The 16,353-nt window shown below is 72.6% G+C and carries 15 protein-coding genes; 10 read left to right on the top strand and 5 right to left on the bottom strand.

Features of this window, described 5'->3' with window-relative positions:
* The first annotated feature begins 24 nt into the window (after window positions 1–24).
* The 6 genes from AB0C78_RS30645 to hisC all read left to right on the top strand — a co-directional run bounded on the left by AB0C78_RS30645 (window position 25) and on the right by hisC (window position 5,036).
* Window positions 25–726 (top strand): hypothetical protein, encoded by a 702-nt coding sequence (locus AB0C78_RS30645; RefSeq protein ID WP_360754507.1) that lies wholly within the window; start codon window positions 25–27, stop codon window positions 724–726.
* 243 nt (window positions 727–969) lie between these two features.
* Window positions 970–1,152 (top strand): hypothetical protein, encoded by a 183-nt coding sequence (locus AB0C78_RS30640; protein WP_151543093.1) that lies wholly within the window; start codon window positions 970–972, stop codon window positions 1,150–1,152.
* A 113-nt stretch (window positions 1,153–1,265) separates the two neighbouring features.
* Window positions 1,266–2,612 carry an SPFH domain-containing protein gene (locus AB0C78_RS30635; protein WP_360754505.1) on the top strand — a complete coding sequence of 449 codons (1,347 nt, stop codon included), beginning with the start codon at window positions 1,266–1,268 and terminating at the stop codon, window positions 2,610–2,612.
* A 133-nt stretch (window positions 2,613–2,745) separates the two neighbouring features.
* The gene (locus AB0C78_RS30630) at window positions 2,746–3,420 is read left to right on the top strand and encodes an NUDIX domain-containing protein (RefSeq protein ID WP_151543091.1); all 675 of its coding nucleotides are present in this window, start codon (window positions 2,746–2,748) and stop codon (window positions 3,418–3,420) included.
* Between the two features lie 105 nt (window positions 3,421–3,525).
* On the top strand, window positions 3,526–3,810 hold the full coding sequence (locus tag AB0C78_RS30625; RefSeq protein ID WP_151543090.1) for a DUF6401 family natural product biosynthesis protein: 285 nt from the start codon (window positions 3,526–3,528) through the stop codon (window positions 3,808–3,810).
* Between the two features lie 146 nt (window positions 3,811–3,956).
* Window positions 3,957–5,036: a histidinol-phosphate transaminase gene (gene hisC / locus AB0C78_RS30620; protein ID WP_360754500.1), complete on the top strand. Its 1,080-nt coding sequence runs from the start codon at window positions 3,957–3,959 to the stop codon at window positions 5,034–5,036.
* A gap of 114 nt (window positions 5,037–5,150) precedes the next feature.
* Here hisC and AB0C78_RS30615 read toward each other — a convergent pair whose 3' ends face one another.
* Window positions 5,151–5,780, bottom strand: a complete 630-nt coding sequence (locus AB0C78_RS30615; protein WP_360754498.1) for a hypothetical protein — start codon at window positions 5,778–5,780, stop codon at window positions 5,151–5,153.
* A gap of 790 nt (window positions 5,781–6,570) precedes the next feature.
* Here AB0C78_RS30615 and AB0C78_RS30610 point away from each other — a divergent pair.
* The 3 genes from AB0C78_RS30610 (at window position 6,571) to AB0C78_RS30600 (ending at window position 9,209) form a co-directional block, all read left to right on the top strand.
* Window positions 6,571–7,050: a MarR family transcriptional regulator gene (locus AB0C78_RS30610; RefSeq protein WP_360754496.1), complete on the top strand. Its 480-nt coding sequence runs from the start codon at window positions 6,571–6,573 to the stop codon at window positions 7,048–7,050.
* A 106-nt stretch (window positions 7,051–7,156) separates the two neighbouring features.
* Entirely contained in the window at window positions 7,157–8,254 is a 1,098-nt protein-coding gene (locus AB0C78_RS30605; RefSeq protein WP_360754494.1) for an FAD-dependent oxidoreductase, read from the top strand.
* A gap of 40 nt (window positions 8,255–8,294) precedes the next feature.
* Window positions 8,295–9,209 carry an LLM class flavin-dependent oxidoreductase gene (locus tag AB0C78_RS30600; RefSeq protein ID WP_360754491.1) on the top strand — a complete coding sequence of 305 codons (915 nt, stop codon included), beginning with the start codon at window positions 8,295–8,297 and terminating at the stop codon, window positions 9,207–9,209.
* Between the two features lie 53 nt (window positions 9,210–9,262).
* Here the strand turns inward: AB0C78_RS30600 and AB0C78_RS30595 are convergent, their stop codons facing one another.
* Window positions 9,263–10,591, bottom strand: a complete 1,329-nt coding sequence (locus tag AB0C78_RS30595; protein ID WP_192809019.1) for a transcriptional regulator — start codon at window positions 10,589–10,591, stop codon at window positions 9,263–9,265.
* Between the two features lie 865 nt (window positions 10,592–11,456).
* Complete coding sequence (murA, locus tag AB0C78_RS30590) at window positions 11,457–12,743, bottom strand: UDP-N-acetylglucosamine 1-carboxyvinyltransferase (protein ID WP_360754630.1); 1,287 nt, start codon at window positions 12,741–12,743, stop codon at window positions 11,457–11,459.
* Window positions 12,744–13,015: 272 nt separating this feature from the next.
* Here murA and AB0C78_RS30585 point away from each other — a divergent pair, with 272 nt between their 5' ends.
* A complete protein-coding gene (locus AB0C78_RS30585) occupies window positions 13,016–14,059 on the top strand; it encodes a suppressor of fused domain protein (RefSeq protein WP_360754489.1) in 1,044 nt (347 codons plus the stop codon).
* Window positions 14,060–14,061: 2 nt separating this feature from the next.
* Here the strand turns inward: AB0C78_RS30585 and AB0C78_RS30580 are convergent, their stop codons facing one another.
* Both AB0C78_RS30580 and purB read right to left on the bottom strand, forming a co-directional pair.
* Window positions 14,062–14,847, bottom strand: a complete 786-nt coding sequence (locus AB0C78_RS30580) for an MOSC N-terminal beta barrel domain-containing protein (RefSeq protein ID WP_360754486.1) — start codon at window positions 14,845–14,847, stop codon at window positions 14,062–14,064.
* A 31-nt stretch (window positions 14,848–14,878) separates the two neighbouring features.
* On the bottom strand, window positions 14,879–16,189 hold the full coding sequence (purB, locus tag AB0C78_RS30575) for an adenylosuccinate lyase (protein WP_360754483.1): 1,311 nt from the start codon (window positions 16,187–16,189) through the stop codon (window positions 14,879–14,881).
* Between the last annotated feature and the right edge of the window lie 164 nt (window positions 16,190–16,353).

Here is a 16,353-nt window from a genome sequence, read left to right as displayed (position 1 = left end):
CGCCGGGCGCCTAGGGTCGCGGGCATGGCGCACAGGCTCCTCCCGATCGCGGTGCTGGCGACGGTCGCGGCGGCGTCCGCCTGCGGCGGCTCCGGCGGCGGAGGCGCCGGGCAGGTCCGCGGCCCCGCCCGCGCCGCGCCCGCCGGCACCGGCTACACCTCCGACCAGCTCGGGCAGGCGCTGCTCCAGCAGGTCACCGGCTACCGGCGCGGCGAGCCCGACTCCGGCGAGTACGGCTCGCTGAAGGCGCTGCGGAACGCCGCGCAGGTGCGCCAGGAGGCGACGCTCGACAAGCCGAAGTGCGCGGACGCCCAGTCCGGCGGCGGGCAGGTCGCCGCCGACGTGCCGACCGCGCTCGTCACGTTCGTCAAGGGCGACGGCCAGACCGCGACGGAGACCCTCATGGGCGTCGCGGACGCCGACGCCGAGAAGCAGGTCGAGGCCCGCGTCCCCGCCGGCTGCCTGACGTTCCGCACCCGCCTCGGCGGCAGGTGGGCCGAGCACCAGGTCACCGAGACGCGGCGCGGCGACGTCGGCAACGGCTCCCGGACGGTCGGCGTCACCACCACCAGCGGCGACCAGCGCACGAACACCTGGTACGTGGTGTTCGAGGGCCGCCACTACCTCGGCACCGTGACCGTCTTCGGCCCGAACGCGACCCGCGCCGAGGCCGAGGCCCTCGCCCGCGCCTCCGTCGCCCAGGCCCACCAGATCCTCGGCAAGTAGCCCCGCCATCCTTGGTGAGCGGCCCGCCTTCACCGAACCCGCGTGGACCTCTAGTGTCGTGATCGCGAGCGGAGCCGGATTCGAGCTTGCGAGAATCCGATCGCGCAGCGAGCCTCTAGGCGAGCCGGAGCGATGCAGCGATCACACACAGCGCCCGTTGAAGGGAGGGCCCCCAGGGCCCGACCGCCGAGGGCGATGAAATCGAGTACGGGGGGTTTCCCTTTGATCGGCAAGGAGGGCCGGGTGACCGGCCGGATCGGCCCCGGGCTGGTCGGCGAGGTCATGATCGCCATTCGCGGCGGCTCGGAGGCCTTCTACGCGCATCCGGTCGATCCGCGCGAGGAGATCCCGGTCGGGACGATCGTCGTGGTGGTCGAGTACCACCCGCCGCGGACGGTGTACGTGGCGCACGCGCTGGGTTCCTGAACACTGCCCCAAAAGGGGCGAACCAACGGCGGGTCCCCTGCGTCTACTGGAAAACGCGGACGGGACCCGCCACCGGGACGGGCCGGCCGCCCGCCGCAGAGTGAGGAGGCCGCATGCCCATCGTCGCGGTGGCGATCGCCGTGGTCGTCGCCATCATCGTGCTGATCGTCCTGTTCAAGATGGTCTGGCGCGTCGCGGAGCCGAACGAGGCGCTGATCATCTCCGGTCTGGGGGCCAGGTCCAAGCCGATCGACGGGGTGGAGAGCCTCGGCTTCAAGATCGTCACCGGCAAGGGCACCTCGGTGCTGCCCGGTTTCCAGACGGCCCGCCGGCTCCGGCTGGACAGCCGCGCCGCCAACCTCGAGGTCCACTGCGTGACGCAGCAGGGCATCCCGGTGAAGGTCCGCGGCGTCGTCATCTACAAGGTCGGGGACGACTTCGTCTCGATCGCCAACGCCGCGCGCCGCTTCCTGGAGCAGCAGAAGTCGATGGACGGGGCGATCCACGAGCTGTTCACCGGCCACCTCCGCTCGATCATCGGCAACCTCACCGTCGAGGACCTGATCCTCAACCGGGAGCGGCTCACCTCCGAGACCCGCGGCTCGGCCGCCGACGAGATGAGCAAGCTCGGCCTGGTCGTCGACTCGCTGCAGATCCAGGAGATCGACGACGAGACCGGCTACATCACGAACCTGGGCCGCCCGCACGCCGCGAAGGTCGCCGCGGAGGCCCGCATCGCCGAGGCCGAGCGGGACCAGGAGGCCACCCGCAAGGAGCAGGAGGCCATGCGGGAGAACGCCGCGGTGATCCGGGACACCGAGATCAAGAAGGCGGAGTACGAGGGCCAGGTGCAGCAGGCCGCGCAGCAGGCCCGGCAGGAGGTCATCCTCAAGGAGACCCGCAACGCCGAGCTGGAGGCCGAGCGCACCGAGAAGCGGCTGGAGAGCGAGATCCGCAAGCCGGCCGACGCGCGCGCGTACGAGCAGGTGAAGCTGGCGGAGGCCGAGCGGGAGGAACGCATCTCCTACGCGCAGGCCGCCGCGACCGAGACGCAGCTGAAGGCGCAGCGCGAGGCCGAGGCCACCCGGCTGATAGGTGAGGCGCAGGCCGAGGCGACCCGGCAGAAGGGCCTCGCGGAGGCCGAGGCGATCAAGGCCCGCGCGGAGGCGCTGGCGCAGAACACCGACGCGGTCATCGCCCAGCAGCTCGCCGAGAAGTGGCCGGAGATCGTCCAGGCCGGTGCGGGCGTGTTCGGCAACGTCGACAACATGGTCGTGCTGAACGGCGCGGACGGCATCGAGGACATGCTCGCCAAGGCGCTGACGCTCGGCGGCACCGGCCTCGGGCTGGCCCGCCAGCTGCTGTCGGGGATGAACGGCCAGAACGGGCAGGCGGCGGTGAACGGGCACGCCGGTCCCGTCCCGCCGGTCCCGGCGCCGTCGGGTCCCGACGAGGGCTGACGCGCACGACGGAAGGCCCGGCCGGCGCGGCCGGGCCTTCCCCATGCCCGCCCCCGGGTTCCCTGGCCGCCGGGCGCCGCGGGCCGTTGCGCGGGCGGGGTTCCGGGGCGCCGCTCCCCAATAGACTCCAGGCATGTCCGTGCCGCGGCTCGCTGTCTCCGTCGATCTGGTCGTGCTCACCGTGCGGGAGCAGCGGCTGTCCGCGCTGATGTGGCGGCGGGACCGGGCGCCCTACGACGGGGCGTGGTCGCTGCCCGGCGGGTTCATCCAGCTGGACGAGGACCTGCCCGCCGCCGCGTCCCGGCTGATGGCGGAGCGGGCGGGGCTCGCGGACGTCCGGATCCACCTGGAGCAGCTCGCGACCTACGGGTACCCGGACCGGGACCCGCGGCAGCGCGTCGTGAGCGTCGCCTACCTGGGCCTCGCGCCGGACCTGCCCGCGTCCAGCCGGGCGCAGGTGCTGTGGACGGCGGTGGACGACCTGATCGACAACGACCGGGCCGCGTTCGACCACCGGCGGATCCTGTGCGACGGGATGGAGCGCGCGCGGGCGAAGCTGGAGTACACCTCGCTGGCGGCGGCGTTCTGCCCGCCCGAGTTCACCGTCGCGGAGCTGCGCCGCGTGTACGAGATCGTCTGGGGCACCGTCCTCGACCCGCGGAACTTCCACCGGAAGGTGACCGGCGCCGACCGGTTCCTGATCCCGACCGACCGGACGACGACGCGGGACGGCGGCCGTCCGGCGCGGCTGTACCGGCGCGGCGACGCCGAGCAGCTGCGCCCCCCGATGCTCCGCCCCCGCGGCTAGGTGCGCCGGGGGCGGTTGGCCGGTCGCGGCCACGAGGGTAAAAGATCCCCGTCTGACCTGGGGTGACGTCGCGGGCATCCGGGCGGGATTGCTAGCTTGCGACCTATGAACGGTGACTCGTCCGAAGTGCTGGGCCTGCTCGTCAGGGACATCGGGGAGGCCGGCGTCGCGGAGATGGCCGGGTCCCCCGGGCTGGCGGCGGCCGTCGACCAGCACGTGGCGAGCCTGCGCGACGAGCTCGGCGAGCCGGGCGAGGACGAGCTGATGGGCTACCTGCGGTCGTTCGCGGAGGAGGCGTTCAACCGCGGCTGGTGGCCGGACAGCACCCGCGACTGGGAGTTCGTCCGGATCGTCGCCGTGTGCTGGATGATGCGCGAGGCCACGGCGTGACGCGAGGCCACGGCATGATCCGGGAGGCTGTGGCGTGATCCGGGAGACCGCGGCCTCCTGAGCGAGGCGTGTCCCGCTTTGGCCCGGGACCTGGTGCATTCCGTAGGCTTGACCCCAACACCCCTGTGCAGACCTGGAGGACAACGGTGTCCGAGGCAACCACTCCGCGCTTCCGCTCCGTCCTCGACCGGTTCGTGGCTTACAAGCCCGGGAAGGTCGTGGTGTCGCCCGAGGGCCGCTCGTTCAAGCTCTCGTCCAACGAGTCGCCGGAGGGGCCGCTCCCCTCGGTGCTGGACGCGATCGCCGCGGCGGCGCGGAACGTCAACCGCTACCCCGACAACAACGCGACCGCGCTGACGGAGGCGATCGCGGCGTTCTGCGGCGTGTCCGCCGATCACGTCGCGGTGGGCTGCGGGTCGGTCGGCATGACGCAGATGCTGCTGGAGGCGGTCGCCGAGCCCGGCACCGAGGTCGTGTACGCGTGGCGGTCGTTCGAGGCGTACCCGCTGCTGGTGTCGCTGTCCGGCGCGACGGGCGTCCAGGTGCCGCTGAAGGACGAGACGCACGACCTGCCGGCGATGGCGGACGCGATCACCGAGCGGACGCGGCTGGTCTTCCTGTGCAACCCGAACAACCCGACCGGGACCGTGGTCCCGCGCGCGGAGATCGAGGCGTTCCTCGACCGGGTCCCCGAGGACTGCCTGGTCGTGCTGGACGAGGCGTACCGCGAGTACGTCCGCGACGACGCCGTCCCGGACGGGCTCACGATGTACGGCGACCGGCCGAACCTGGCGGTGCTGCGGACGTTCTCGAAGGCGTACGGGCTGGCGGGGCTGCGGATCGGGTACCTGGTGGCGCACCCGATCGTGGCGGGCGCGATCCGCAAGACGTTCCTGCCGTTCAGCGTGAACTCGGTGGCGCAGGCGGCGGGCATCGCGTCGCTGGAGGCGACGGACGAGCTGCTGGAGCGGGTCGAGCGGACGGTGAAGGAGCGCGACCGGGTCCGCGGGACGCTGCTCGCGGACGGCTGGACGGTCCCGCCGACGGAGGCCAACTTCGTGTGGCTGCGGCTCGGCGAGCGGACGATGGAGTTCTCGGCGGCGTGCGACGCGCAGGGGGTGAGCGTCCGCCCGTTCGACGGGGAGGGCGCGCGCGTCTCGATCGGCTCGCCGGAGGAGAACGACGCGTTCCTGGCGGTGGCCAAGGCGTTCCCACACCGCAACTGACGCCGCGCACCGGGACTGACCCTGGGCACCGGGACTGACCCTGTGCACCGCAACTGACGCCGTGTACCGGGCCGTCCTGCCCGTCCGGAGGGGCGGGACGGCCCGGTCACCGGGTCAGCCGGTGGCCCAGAGTTGCTGGCCGCCGCTGCCGACGAGCTTGAAGGCGGCGGTCACCGTGGCCGTGGCGGGGCAGAGGAAGGATCCGCTCTGCTTGGTCACGGTGCCGTTGGTGATCTTGGCTTCGGCCTGGGCGACGGAGGTGTCGGGCCGGTTGGGGTTGTTCGGGTTGTAGCCGTCGCCGGTGAGGGTCCCGGAGTAGACGCAGCTGAGCCCGAAGGTGGTGGCGCCGACGGTGTAGTGGGCGACGGTGATGGTGCCGTCCCGGCCGCCGGCGACGGGGGCGTAGACGACGGAGCCGCCGGTCCACGGCAGGCTCTGGGCGGTGACGGTCACGGCGCCGAGGCTGCTGGTGCACCCGGTGAACGACGCCGACGTGACGTTCAGGGCGGTGCCGTTCGAGTTGATGGTGCCGTTCTGGATGGCGGACGTGCAGGTGGCGTTGCTGAGCGAGGTGACGACCGAGACGTTGCCGAGGTTGGTCGCGACGACGCCGCCGGAGTAGGCGGGGCCGGTGGCGCTGCCGCTGTGGATGGTGGTGCCGGCGGCGGACGCCGGGGCCATCGTCAGCGCGAGGACGGAGGCCGAAGCGGCTCCGACGACTGCGAGCTTGCGGACACGTGACACCTGTGGCTCCCTTCGCGAGGTGTCAAGGGGGTGGTACCGCGATTAAGCACATCTCCGGCGGGTGAATTCAAGGGCGTGGCCGGATTGAGACACTCTCTGGTTTCTAATTAAACCGAGCGCCTAATAACCGTTTTCTGGCAGGCGGAAGCGCGCGCTCACTGAATGGCGCGTGTGCGGAGCGGAAATGGCGGGGCGCGAAAAAGGCGGGGTGGGGTGGCCGGGGTGCGACGCGGTGCGATCGCGTCCCCTGGCGGTGCGACTCGGTGCGCGGACTCCCGGCGCCGAGCGGTCGGGACGGCGGTCAGGGCGGGCGATGGACCTGCCCGGCGAAGGCCTGCGGGGACGGCGGGCCTGCGCGGCTCGGCGGCAGGCGCACCGCGCGGGCCGCGGCGATCGGGCTTGTCGAGTGCACGGCGCGCTCCACGAAATCCGGATACAGCGGGAACCGGTACGAGGGCACGCGCCCAGCGCCGAGGAATCCGGCCGCGGAGGCGGGCCGGAATCAGCGATGATGCCTCACGTGACCGCCATCATGAACGGCGAAATTTGATCGGTCAAGACCGTTTCCGGTGCGGCCGATCCGGGCGGCCGGAAGCCCGTTTCCGGATGTCCCGGGCGCCGGTGCCGGGACGTCCGCGCGGCGGCGGCGCGCCGACCGCGTTCGCGCGGCGCGGGCCGCGTCCGGCGGACTCGGGATGCCGGCGGGCGCCGCCGTCCGGGGCGAGGCCCAGGGCGCATCGGTGCAGTTCGCGGTGCGAATTATCGAGCCGTCCGGTGTTAGTCTGGCCGCGTGGTCAAAGAAGATGACGGTCGGATCGGGGTCGTGGCCGCGCTGGTGCGGTCCTCCTTCCTGGTGGACGCCGTGTACGCGGCCTCGGCCCGCGAGTACGGGCTGACCCAGCAGCAGGGGCAGCTGCTCTGCGTGCTGATGGGCAGGTCGTACGGGATGGGCGAGCTGGGCGCGACGCTGGGGCTGGCGAAGTCGAGCCTTACCGGCCTGGTGGACCGCACCGAGCGCAACGGGCTGGTGCGGCGCGAGCCGGATCCGCGGGACACGCGGGCCGTGCGGGTCGCGCTGACCGAGCGCGGCGCCGGGCTCGTGGACGAGTTCTACGCCGAGACCTGCAAGCGGATCGACGATCTGGCGGCCGGCCTGAGCGCCGCCGAGCGGGACGCGCTCGCCGGGCTGCTCGGCCGCGTCGTGCTGGACAACGAGGTTCCGGTGGTCTTCCAGGAGCCGGACGAGGGGGCCGCCGCCGGCGCGCACTGACGCCCGGGGAATCGTTCTCCCGTGCCGCGAGGTTGTTGTTCGTAGTACGAACTGATACCGTTCGTACTACGAACTCAAGCTTTTCGGCAACGGGAGTGATGTCATCATGAGCCGTACGGTCGCGGTCATCGGCGGAGGGTACGGCGGCGCGGCGGTCGCCAAGGCGCTGCAGCCGGAGGCGGACGTCGTGCTGATCGACCCGCGGGACGCGTTCGTCAACGCGGCGGCGTCGCTGCGGGCGCTGACCAGGCCCGACTGGGCCGCCAACATGTTCTTCCCCTACGCGACGCTGCTCACCGAGGGCGGCCGGCAGATCCGCGACCGCGCGGTCTCCGCCGACCCCCGCGGCGTCGACCTCGCGTCCGGCGGCCGCGTCGACGCGGACTACCTCGTGCTGGCCACCGGTTCCAGCTACGCCTACCCCGCCAAGCCCGGTTCCGACACCGTCGCGGAGGCCCTGGACGATCTCCGCCGCACCCACAAGGAGCTGCGGGGCGCCGGCCGGGTGCTGATCCTCGGCGCCGGGCCGGTCGGCCTGGAGCTGGCCGGCGAGATCAAGGAGACCTGGCCGGACAAGCACGTCACCGTCGTCGACCCGGCCACCGAGCTGCTGCCCGGCTTCGAGCCCGAGATGGTCGCCGACCTGCGCCGCCAGCTCGCCGAGCTCGGCATCGAGGTGCGGCTCGGCACCGCCCTCGCCGCGCCGCCCGCCACCGAGCCCGGCCGCGCCGGCGCCTTCACCGTCACCACCGGCGGCGGCGAGGAGATCACCGCCGACATCTGGTTCCGCGCCTACGGCGTCCGCACCAACAGCGGCTACCTCGCCGACGGCCGGCTCACCACCCTGAACCCGCAGGGGCAGGTCGGCGTCACCGCGTCCCTGAACGTCGCCGGGCACGACCACGTCTACGCGGTCGGCGACCTCACCGACGTCGCGGAGGCGAAGATGGCCGGGTGGGCGACGCGGCACGCCGAGGTCGTCGTCGCGAACATCAAGGCCCAGCTGAACGGCGAGCGGCCCACCGCGACGTACCGGCCGCAGCCGCACCCGATGATCCTGCTCCCGCTCGGCACCCGCGGCGGCGTCGGGCAGCTCCCGACCCCGGACGGCCCGTCCGTCGCGTCGCCCGCGATGGTCGCCGAGTACAAGGGCGCGGACCTGTTCACCGGCCGTTTCGTCGGCCAGTTCGGCCCCACCGCCTGATCCCGGCGCCCTCGACCCTCCTCGAACGAAAGGCGGAGCCATGACCGCACAGGAAGTCGTCTTCGGTTTCGGCGCGCACAGCACCATCGACGAAGGGCCGGCGCTGCTGCGCAAGGTCCTCCGGGCCGACCGCGACGGGCTCGACCTGTTCTCCCTCTCCGACCACCCCTACATCGGCGCGCGCCTGGACGCCTACGCCACCATCGGGTTCCTCCTCGGCCGGACGGACCGCATCGCCGGGTTCGCCAACGTCACCAACCTGCCGACCCGCCCCGCCCCGATGCTCGCGCGGGCGGTGACGACGCTGTCGGCGCTGTCCGGCGGGCGCGTCGTGCTCGGCATGGGCGCGGGCGGGCTGTGGGACCGGATCGCCGACATGGGCGTCCCGCCGCTCGGGCCCGCCGCCGCGGTCGACGCCTTCGAGGAGGCGATCGTGCTGGTCAGGAAGCTGTCCGGGGGCGGCGAGCCGGTCACCTTCGAGGGCCGCCACTACCGGGTCAAGGAGATCGAGCCGGCGCCGGTGGACGCGCCGCCGGTCTGGACGGGCTCGGTCGGCCGGCGGTCCCTGGCCGCCACCGGTCGGGTCGCGGACGGCTGGATCCCGGGCCACGCGGCGGACTGGCTCAGCGAGCGGTACCGGACGTCGCGCCCGGTCATCGACGAGGCGGCCGCCGCCGCGGGCCGCGACCCCGCCGCGGTCCGCACGGTCTTCAACCTGCCCGGACGCATCACCGACCGGCCGCTGCCCGCCACCCGCGACGGCGACGGGCGCTGGATCGGCGGGTCGGCGGACCAGTGGGCGGAGGAGCTGACGGGCGCCGTCCTGGAGCACGGCGCGTCCGGGTTCATGCTGTTCTCGCCGGAGGGCGGCACGCAGGACGACGTCTCCCTCGGCCGCTGGGGCGGGGAGATCGTCCCGGCGGTGCGCGAGGCCCTCGCCAAAGAGGCGGGCTGAGCCGGTCGGCCGGGCGCGGTCGGCCGATCTGGCGGGGGCCGGGCCGGGCGCGGTCAGCCGGCCTTCGCCGGGCCGAGCTTCTCGACGATCAGGCGGTAGAGCTGGCGGGGACGGCCCGGCTGCGGGGTGCGGTTCGGGGGGAGCGGCCAGGCGAGCCCCTCCTCGACGAGGGTGCGCAGCAGCCGGCGGGCGGTGCGCGGCGTGACCCCGAGCATCTTCCCGGCGTTCTCGGCGTCCACGATCAGCGGCTGCTCCTGGTCGCCGAGCTTGTCGGCGAGCCGCGCGAGGATCTCCAGGCCCTTCGGCTTCGCCTGCGGCTGGCTGCGCGGCGGGGTGCGCGGCGCCGGGACGAGCGCGCGGCCGTCCCGGTCGAGCGCGAAGCCCTGCGCGCGCTGGGAGCTCTGCGAGCGGGCGAGCGCGGCGCGGGCGTGGTTCTCCGCCTCGTGCGCGGTGCGTCCCATCCCGATGCCGACCTCGATCGCGAGGCCGAGCTCCTCGCGGACCCGCTCGACGAACGGCGGCGTCCGGAAGCCCTCGGTGGACGCGGTGACGGAACCGCGCGTCGCGATCACCAGGTAGCTGTGGTCGTCCAGCGGCCACACCGACGCGTTCATCCGGTGCGCCTCCTGCAGCAGGACGCGGTGCAGCGCGAGCTTCAGCTCGTCCCGCCAGTAGCGCGGGGTGACGCGGCGCGGGGTCTCGCGGAGGGTCGGGACGTCGACCAGCACGACGACGAGCTGCGACTCCTCCAGCCGGTGGTGGGCGCCGAGGAGCGCGGCGGTCTGCAGGGAGCTGCGGATGGACGCGCCGGTCGGGCGGACCCGGATGGTCGGCACCCCGGCCATCTCCATCCGCTCGGCGGTGGCGTGTACGCAGGTCATCGCGACGGTGGTCGCGCCGCGTCGCCACAGCCGCTCGTGGAAGGCGGCGAGCGTGCCGGGGCCGGCGGCCTCCTCGCGCAGGTGGACCTGCTCGGTGCCGAGGCTGATCTCGGCGTAGGCCTCCTCGACCTCGGCGCGGCCGAGCACGTCGATGCTGACCCGGGACGGGTCGAAGCGCTCGTCGAGGGAGGCGCGCAGCAGCGCGCCCTGCAGCGCGGCGCCGTTCAGCGGGACGTAGGTCGCGGGCATGGTCAGCACGCCGGCCTTGCGCGCGAAGTCGTAGGGGACCGGGCTGGCGAACAGGCAGACGTCCACCCCCGAGCCCAGCCGGACGACCTTGTCGGCCGCCTCCTGCTCGTCGCGGTAGGCGGCGGCCACCAGCCGGCTCGGCACCGGCGTGGGGCCGTGGCCCATCAGCATGACCCGCTCGACGAGGTCATGGGGGCCCACCACGCCGATGGTCAGGTCAGGCGTGACCGAGCCCGTTCGTGCCGCCGTCATCGATGATCGCTCGCTTCCGGTCCATCCTCTCGGGGGCACGGCCCCGGCCACGCGTTCGCGCACGCTCCGCCCAACGGTCGTCTCATGGCTTGTCGCCCCTGCCTTCTGACCCAGCACCGCAGTTCCCGTGCGATTCGTTCCTCAGTGGGCAGATCGGGTCAGGGCGGCGATGTGTGACGCCCAGACGCGAAATCGAATCAAGAGTGCGGCGAAAAAGTAACCTACGCGACCCCCTGGTCAGTAATTTGTCACCAATCGGTCAGTCTTGATCCTGCATCTTCGGACGTCCGAAGTTGAAAAACAAGACCCGAAAACCCCGGGAGGGCCTCCTCGCGGCGCTGACGGGCACTGAGGAGACCCCTGCGGTGACCGATTGGTTTACCCGCGGGGCGAAACTTGATCAACCCGATGTCGGGCGCCCCGGAAAGACGAGCGATCCGTCCGGAGGGCCCGCGACCGCCGTCCCCGTGATTTTTCAACGCGTCCCGGAGTGCCGCTTCTGGATCGGTCCATCCGGTTTTCTCCGCTGGTCAGGGCGCCGCGCGTCCCCGCTGGTGGAACGCGGTGGCCCGACTTTGCGTGACCGCCCGGTGACCACTGGTCCACCCGGTTTCCCGCCGCGCTGTGACAAGCCCGGTAAGGAACCACTCCCGATTGGGTCAGAGTCGAGGCCACATGCGGACGATTCGCCCCGCCGGAATGACCACTCAGTCAGCAGCAGACCGGCCCGGCGGGATCATCCCGCCGGGCCGGTCCGAAACGCACCTGCGTCGTGTCTCCGGTGGGGGGACGACCTCCACGCCCCCCGGCAAAGACAGACTGACCGGCGCCTTCCGCTCCGCTGGAGCTCCGCTCCAGGCGCCGGTCAGTCGGCCTCGCGGACGATGTCGGCGCCGAGCTGGGAGAGGCGCTCCGCGGTGTGCGCGTGGCCGCGGTCCAGGTAGTAGGCCGAGGTGATCGTCGTCTCGCCCTCGGCGGCCAGGCCCGCGAGCACCAGCGCGCTGCCGCAGCGCAGGTCGTGCGCCTCGACCTCGGCGCCGCGCAGCCCGCGCGGGCCGTTGACCTTGGCGCGGTTGCCGTCGACCTCGATGTCGGCGCCCATCTTGCGCAGCTCGTCGGCCAGCTTGAACCGGCCGTCGAAGATCCGCTCGTAGATGTAGGACGGGCCCTCCGCCAGGCAGGACAGCGCCATGATCGGCGACTGCAGGTCGGTGGCGAAGCCCGGGTACTCGTCGGTGATCACGTTGATCGGGCGGAGCGTGCGCTCCCGCCGGACCTGCAGCACCGCGCCCTGCTGGTGGAACTCGACGCCCATCTGCTCGAGCTTGTCGGCGGCGACGCCGAGGTGCTCCAGCGTGGCGCCGACGAGGTTCAGGTCGCCGCCGGTGATCGCGGCGGCCATCACGAAGACGCCGGCGTCGATCCGGTCCGGCATGACGGTGTGCTCGACGGCGGTCAGCTCGTCGACGCCCTCGACGGTGATGAAGCCGGTGCCGCCGCCGCTGATCTTCGCGCCCATCGCCTGCAGGATCGCGATGTTGTCGAGGACCTCCGGCTCCAGCGCCGCGTTCTTGATCAGCGTGGTGCCGTGCGCCAGCGCGGCCGCCATGATCAGGTTCTCGGTGCCGGTGTGCGACGGCGTGTCGCAGTACAGCGTGCCGCCGCGCAGGTCGCCGGCCTTGATGTGGATGATGCCGTCGCCGTTGTCGGCCACGTGCTCGGTGACCGTGGCGCCCATCCGCTTGAAGCCGTTGTAGTGGAAGTCCAGGTTGCGGCTGCCGAGATTGCAGCCGCCGACGCCCTCGATGACCGCCTCGCCGAGCCGGTGCAGCAGCGCCGGCACGAACAGGAACGAGCCGCGGAAGCGGGAGGCGATCTCGGCGGGCAGCACCGGGCTGCTGAGCGAGGAGGCGTCGATCACGAGGGTGCGTTCGGTCTCGTGCAGCTCGGCCTTGGCGCCGACCGCCCGGGCGAGCTCCACCGCCCGCCGCACGTCCTCGATGATCGGAACGTTCCGGAGCACCGTGCGTCCGCGGGAGGCCATCAGCGAAGCACCGATCATCGGCAGGACGGCGTTCTTGGCGCCCTGGACGAAGACGGTGCCGTGCAGCTGCCGGCCGCCGCGCACGCGATACCGAACCTCGTGGCCCATGCTCATTCCGCCATATCTCCTTTGAAACGCGGTTAAGGTGCCTGCCCGATGAAGGTGGGACCACGGGGGCCGGGCGCGCCGATCGGTCCCGCTGCGCCAACGCGCCCCCAGTAAACCACCGGCCCGGGGGTGGGGTGTCCGCATGCGCCACCCTTGCGCCAGTCTGCTTGGTGAGACCCCCAGAGCGGCCCAAAGGTTCGCATTCCCGAGGAAAATCCGAGCTGAGGCGTCCGGCGGACGGGTGCGGGCCGGCGGGTCTAGGGTGATCATCCATGGACGAGTCGCCCGGCTGGGACGCCATCGACGCCGCGCTTCGCCCCCTCTACGGGGACGCCGAGCCGTACCACTTGGGCACCCTGGTCAAGTGGGCGCTGGGCGGCCCGGATCCGCTCGACGGGATCAGCATCTACGCGCGGACGGAGCCCGTCCCGCACTGGCATTTCATTTCGTACGGAATGTCCGAGTTGTACAGCAAGGAGTCCGGCGACCCGGACGAGTCCGGCTGGGGATTCGAGTTCACCTTCCGCCTCGCCCGCGACCCCGCGGAGAGCGAGCCGCCGGTGTGGGCGGCGAACCTGCTGCAGAACCTCGGCCGGTACGTGTTCAGCTCGGGCAACTGGTTCGAGCCCGGCCACCACATGAACGTCAACGGCCCGATCGCCGCCGACCGCGAGGACTCCGACATCCGCGCCGTCGCGTTCGTCACCGACCCGGAGCTCGGCGAGATCGGCACGCCGCACGGCCGCGTCCGGTTCCTCCAGGTCGTCGGGCTCGCGTCGGAGGAGTACGAGGCGGTCCGACAGTGGGACGCCACGTCGTTCCTGCGGGCCGTCGAGCCGCACCTGCCGCTGTTCGTCACCGACATCGACCGGCGCTCGCTCCTCGCCGTCCCGGAGCTGGCCCGCGCCGTCCGCGAGGGCATCGCGCGCGACGGGTCGAGCAGCGGCGCCCTGTACGTCACCACGGCGCACTGGGACCTGGACGGCGCGTCCACGACCCTGCGGATCGGCGCGCTCCAGGCGGAGGCGATCGCGCAGTCGCTGCGGGGCCGGCTGCCGTTCGGCCGCACGCTGCTCCTGCAGACCGAGGACACCCGCATGGTGTTCCAGCCCGCCGGCGCCTACGCGGTCGTTGAGCCCGAGGACGGCCGCCTCGACGTGAGCATCCCGCCGGACGGCCTGGACGACGTCGTCGCCGCGCTCCGCCCGGTGGCGGGCCGCACCCCGATCGCGTCGCTGCCGGGGCTGACCGTCGAGATCGTCCCGACCCACATGCGCGACCGCTTCGGCGACGAGACCGGCGAAGTCGTCGGCTGACCTCAGCGGACGCGTTCGAGGATCTCCACCTCGTCACCGACCGCGAGGGTGCCGAGCGTGCGCGGGACGGCGTTCTGGCCGAACCGGATGCCGCGGTCGATGGTCCGGTAGGACGCCAGCGTCCGCAGCGGCTCGCGGCCCCGCTCGCCCGTCTCCTGGTCGGTCGTCGTGATGACGCACCGCGCGCACGCCTTGACCATCTCGATGACGGTCCCGCCGACGCGCAGCAGCCGCACGGAGTCCTCCGCGTAGGCGCCGAGCCCCTCGATGACCAGGCTCGGGCGGAACCGGTTCATCGGCAGCGGCGCGTCCAGCCGCGCGTTCAGGTCGGCGAGGGACTCGGCGGAGATGACCAGCAGCGGGTAGCCGTCGGCGAACATCACCTCGCCGCCGCCCCGCGACGTGGGCCGGTGCCCGGTGAAGCGGACCAGCCGGCAGTCGGCGTCCAGCAGCGCCGAGAACCAGGCGGCGGCCTCGTCGCCCTGGTCGACGCCCCGGGTCTCGTGCCGGTGGACGGTCACGTCCAGCACCTCGCCGTCGTCCACCGCCTTGTGGACGAGCCGGGAGGCGCCGGGCGCGTCGACGGTGAGGACCTCGCCGTCGTAGGACGGCCGCAGCAGCGCCATCCCGGCGAGGTCCCGCTGCGACAGGAACCGGCCCGACGGCGCGACGAGCATGAACTCCCGGTCGTGCGGCAGGCCCCGCGCGGTCAGCTCGGCGGTGCGCAGCGCGGTGCCGCCGCCGCTCTTCAGCGGGTAGGCGTTCAGCTCGGTCAGGGTCGCCGTCACGGTCGCTCCGGGAGATCGGGCCAAAGGCGGGTCAGGTCAGCGCGGCGAGGCGGTCGAAGACGGTGTCGAGGCGCTTCACGAACCGCTCCGGCCGGCACACCTCGTCCAGCCGCGCCTCGTCCAGTGTGAGGCCCGCCTCCGCGGCGTGCTTGCGGAGGGTCTCGCGGAACGGGACGCCCGTCTCCCATGTCTCCATCGCGGCCTTCTGGACCAGCGGGTACGCCTCGTCGTCGCGCGACATCCCCGCCTCGACCAGCTCCAGCAGCACCGTCGAGGTGTAGATGAGGCCGCCGGTCGACTCGAGGTTCGCCGTCATCCGCGCCTCGTCCACGACGAGCCCGGACATCAGCCGGTTCGTCAGGTTCAGCATGTAGTCGAGCGCGATCGACGCGTCCGGCAGCGCGATCCGCTCCGTCGACGAGTGCGAGATGTCGCGCTCGTGCCACAGCGGGATGCCCTCCAGCACCGGGACGATCTGCGCCCGCACGATCCGCGCCATCCCCGCCAGCCGCTCGGAGATGATCGGGTTCTTCTTGTGCGGCATCGCCGACGAGCCCTTCTGGCCCTTGCCGAACGGCTCCCACAGCTCGCGGACCTCGGTGCGCTGCCCGTGCCGGACCTCCAGCGCGATCGCCTCGCACACCGTCGCCATGATCGCCAGCGCGGACGTCCACTCGGAGATGCCGTCGCGCATCACGACCTGCGTCGACACGTCCGCGCTCTTCAGCCCGAGCTTGCGCGCCACGTGCAGCTCGACGGCCGGGTCGATGTTGGAGTACGTCCCGACCGCGCCGGAGATCGCCATCACGCCGACGGCCTCGCGGGCGCGGCGCAGCCGGTCCCGGGACCGGGCCATCGCGAACGCGAAGTCGGCGACCCGGTGGCCCCACACGTCCGGCTCGCCGTGGATGCCGTGCGTCCGGCCGACCCGCAGCGTCGCCTTGTGCGCCAGCGCGTGGTCGCGCAGCGTCGCGACCAGCGTGTCCGCCTTCGCCAGCAGGATGTCGGTCGCCTCGACGAGCTGCAGCGCCAGCGCCGTGTCCAGCAGGTCGGACGAGGTCATGCCGAAGTGGACGTACCGCGCCGCCTCGCGCGGCTCGGTGTTGTCCGCCCACGCCGACAGGAAGGCGATCACGTCGTGCTGCGTGACCGCCTCGATCTCGTGCACCGCCTCCGGCGTCGGCGGCGGCGCCTTGCGCACCGGCTCCACCACCTCCGGCGGGATCGTGCCGGCCTCGGCGTGGGCCTCGACCACGAGGGTCTCGACCTGGCACCACAGCTCGTACTTGTGCGCGTCGCTCCAGACGCGCCCCATCTCCGGAAGTGTGTACCGCTCGATCACGACGTTGATTCTCCCATCCGGCCCAGGGGGCGACCCCCTGGAACCCCCGTTGCGACGGACAAGGTGTTTCCCGCTCCGCTGGCGCTCCGCGCGAAAACACAAAACCCACCAGCGGGCGGGGGCGCCCGCGGCCGCGCCGCCGGACCCCGCGCAGCCCCCCCCGC

Source organism: Actinomadura sp. NPDC048394 (assembly GCF_040651755.1).
GTDB classification, from domain to species: Bacteria; Actinomycetota; Actinomycetes; order Streptosporangiales; family Streptosporangiaceae; genus Spirillospora; species Spirillospora montaniterrae.
The sequence above is the reverse complement of the archived record's forward strand: the minus strand, read 5'-3'. Positions and strand labels throughout refer to the sequence as shown.

What these genes read in the sequence shown, in the direction of transcription:
- AB0C78_RS30625 (WP_151543090.1), top strand. Translation starts at nt 3,526, where the DNA reads ATGAACGGTGACTCGTCCGAAGTGCTGGGCCTGCTCGTCAGGGACATC.
- AB0C78_RS30630 (WP_151543091.1), top strand. Translation starts at nt 2,746, where the DNA reads ATGTCCGTGCCGCGGCTCGCTGTCTCCGTCGATCTGGTCGTGCTCACC.
- AB0C78_RS30645 (WP_360754507.1), top strand. Translation starts at nt 25, where the DNA reads ATGGCGCACAGGCTCCTCCCGATCGCGGTGCTGGCGACGGTCGCGGCG.
- AB0C78_RS30585 (WP_360754489.1), top strand. Translation starts at nt 13,016, where the DNA reads ATGGACGAGTCGCCCGGCTGGGACGCCATCGACGCCGCGCTTCGCCCC.
- AB0C78_RS30635 (WP_360754505.1), top strand. Translation starts at nt 1,266, where the DNA reads ATGCCCATCGTCGCGGTGGCGATCGCCGTGGTCGTCGCCATCATCGTG.
- AB0C78_RS30595 (WP_192809019.1), bottom strand. Translation starts at nt 10,591, where the DNA reads ATGACGGCGGCACGAACGGGCTCGGTCACGCCTGACCTGACCATCGGC.
- murA (WP_360754630.1), bottom strand. Translation starts at nt 12,743, where the DNA reads ATGGGCCACGAGGTTCGGTATCGCGTGCGCGGCGGCCGGCAGCTGCAC.
- AB0C78_RS30605 (WP_360754494.1), top strand. Translation starts at nt 7,157, where the DNA reads ATGAGCCGTACGGTCGCGGTCATCGGCGGAGGGTACGGCGGCGCGGCG.
- AB0C78_RS30600 (WP_360754491.1), top strand. Translation starts at nt 8,295, where the DNA reads ATGACCGCACAGGAAGTCGTCTTCGGTTTCGGCGCGCACAGCACCATC.